4 protein-coding genes are annotated in these 2,376 nt (G+C 44.7%); 2 read left to right on the forward strand and 2 right to left on the reverse strand.

The window, feature by feature from the left end:
* Nucleotides 1–99: 99 nt before the first annotated feature.
* Complete coding sequence (locus A4U59_RS20605; protein ID WP_066175738.1) at nt 100–1,026, reverse strand: DMT family transporter; 927 nt, start codon at nt 1,024–1,026, stop codon at nt 100–102.
* A 148-nt stretch (nt 1,027–1,174) separates the two neighbouring features.
* Between A4U59_RS20605 and A4U59_RS21540 the strand changes: the two genes are divergently transcribed.
* Complete coding sequence (locus A4U59_RS21540; RefSeq protein ID WP_157888241.1) at nt 1,175–1,345, forward strand: hypothetical protein; 171 nt, start codon at nt 1,175–1,177, stop codon at nt 1,343–1,345.
* Nucleotides 1,346–1,578: 233 nt separating this feature from the next.
* On the forward strand, nt 1,579–1,899 hold the full coding sequence (locus A4U59_RS20610) for a hypothetical protein (protein ID WP_066175743.1): 321 nt from the start codon (nt 1,579–1,581) through the stop codon (nt 1,897–1,899).
* Between the two features lie 251 nt (nt 1,900–2,150).
* On the opposite strand, the gene A4U59_RS21545 is transcribed toward A4U59_RS20610, so the two are convergent.
* A partial coding sequence (locus A4U59_RS21545; RefSeq protein WP_211274975.1) for a hypothetical protein occupies nt 2,151–2,376 on the reverse strand: 226 nt, incomplete at its 5' end.

Here is a 2,376-nt window from a genome sequence, read left to right on the forward strand (position 1 = left end):
AGCTGGATGACTCCCTCCTGGCTTTTTAATCCACAATGCAAATATTTTATAATTTCCTTAACCATAACAAAAATCAGAGCCGCAATGAGGCTCTGATTTCTACATGTCATTCACATACTTCTTGATGCGGGACGCATAGAGCTGGATATAGCCGGATAACTCTGATAAGAGCATCCCGGCGAGGATAAGGGCGCTTCCGATCCAGGCAGTACTTGTCAAGTGTTCTCCCGCCCAGGCAACACCTGCTATAGCCGCAAAAACCGGCTCCATAGTATAGATGATAGCAACCCGTGTCGGATTTGTATATTTTTGAAAAGCGGTTTGTGCTAGAAAAGCGAGGGCTGTCGCGAAAACAGACGTGATCAATAGTGAAAAAATCACTTCAGACTTGAAAATGAAGGCCGGCTGAAAGGCCCGCTGCCAATCTTCCCAGATCAATGCGGAAATAATGCTCAATCCCGCCACAGTGCTCAACTGAATACCTGTCAAAATGAAGGCTGAATATAAATTCGTATACCTGTCGGTCAAAATGATATGAAAAGCAAACGCAAATGCACAGAACAATACCAGTAAATCGCCGAGATTCATGCTCAAGCTGTCAGCCATTGTCAGCAGATAAAGGCCGGCGGTGGCGATTGAAACTCCGGCAACAGATGCAGGTTTCGGCTTTTCTTTCAGAACAAACAGCGCAAGTATAGGCACAAGCACAACATTCAACCCAGTAATGAACCCCGCTTTAGAGGATGCTGTATAAAGAAGACCGAACGTTTGGAATGCATAAGCTGAATGCAGCCAGATACCCAGGACGATTCCCGCTAAAATAATCGATTTATCAATTGTTTTCAACTGGCCTTTTTTGAATGCAAACACCCAGCCCCAAATAAAAAAAGCAGCAACCAGAAATCGGATTCCGTTATATGTAAAAGGTTCGAGCGTTTCAATAGCATTTTGGACCAATAAAAAGCCGACTCCCCATACGAATGCCACAAGGAGCAGGCTCAAATCAGCCATTGTTTGTTTTTTCATTAATTCCACTCATTTCAATTTTTTGATTATTATACATGATTTCAAAACTCCCGTCAGCATGTTTGCCTGAAAAAAGTTCAGCATAGTATCACATTAAAGCATGACCTTCTATATAGTGTATAAACATGTTGACGGGAGTGTGCATTTTATGGCCTGGATGGAAGTACTTGCCGCTCTGGCGGTTCTCTTTTTCATGATTTTTATCCGAACCCTAATGTTGAAACAGGTCTATCAGCCGCAGCAGGAAAATCCCCCTACAGCCACTCAAAAAGAGACGTGCCGCAATACGTCACGCAAAGACCCTTTTGATAATATATGAGCATTTAGCCGTGATAAGAAGCCTTTCAGTGCCCCTATCAATACAAATCTACTACAATTAAAAAGGGCCGAGTGCAGTCTCCTGCATTCGGCCAAACCAAGGGGTACATGCCCAGATCCCATAAGACCTGGTGCCTGCCTTTACTATACCGAAAAAATATGGGTAGATTGTGAAAGAACACGTCATTGTTATGTAATTCTTTCGCAGAATAACAATGAAAGGATTCGTGATAAATGAAAAAGACAGCAGCAGTTTTCGCCGCTATCATTATAATCGTGATTGCAGCTGTAATCATTCCAGTCAACGCCGTCCCCCCTAATGACACCCGCATCATATTGGATCACGACAGAAAGACATACATAGCACCACCTTGTTTCCAGAACGCAAACGCTTCAAATTTCCTTGAAGAAACTCAGCTAGAAAAAGCCCTCGAACTGGACGGTTATAAGCCAGAAGGAACTTGCACCAGCCAACAGCTAAAAACCGAAAAAACCTCCCTGTTTCAATGGGTTCTGCTGAAAACTGGACTGACAAAGGGAAAATGGGATTGGTAACGTAGAAATGCGGATGACACCTGCTTAGCGGTGTACGCATAAGCGGCGGCAACCGCAGGAAGGCGATCTTTTCTTCCCGAGGTGGCTAGCAAAAACTGGCCTGTTTATCCAAGTCGGGTATTGCAGAAAACCCATTTAAGGCTGAAAATCCAGCAGATTCACCTCCATTTTTTTTAAAAAGACAATCTAGTTTCTTTCATACTCACTTGTTTCACGCCGGATGACGGCTTTTTCACGCCATATCCGCTGTTTTACACGCCGTATCCGAGCAGTCTCAATGAGAGGGAAGCACTTTCGCGCGGAATGCCGTGCCTTTCGCGCCAAACTGCAAGCGTTTCACGCGCAATACCCATTATTTCACGCCAAAGAACCCGGCTTTCACGCTGGAGCGCATGTTTCGCGCCGTTCAGCCCGGTTTTCAAGCCATAACTCCTTGGTTTCATGCCCGAACCGATCTGCTTCGCGATTCGGTTTAAT

It is taken from the genome of Bacillus marinisedimentorum (assembly GCF_001644195.2).
Lineage (GTDB): Bacteria > Bacillota > Bacilli > Bacillales > Bacillaceae_O > Bacillus_BL > Bacillus_BL marinisedimentorum.

Excerpts from the sequence above, each read along its gene's own strand:
- A4U59_RS21540 (WP_157888241.1), top strand. The coding sequence starts at position 1,175 with ATGGCCTGGATGGAAGTACTTGCCGCTCTGGCGGTTCTCTTTTTCATG.
- A4U59_RS20610 (WP_066175743.1), top strand. The coding sequence starts at position 1,579 with ATGAAAAAGACAGCAGCAGTTTTCGCCGCTATCATTATAATCGTGATT.
- A4U59_RS20605 (WP_066175738.1), bottom strand. The coding sequence starts at position 1,026 with ATGAAAAAACAAACAATGGCTGATTTGAGCCTGCTCCTTGTGGCATTC.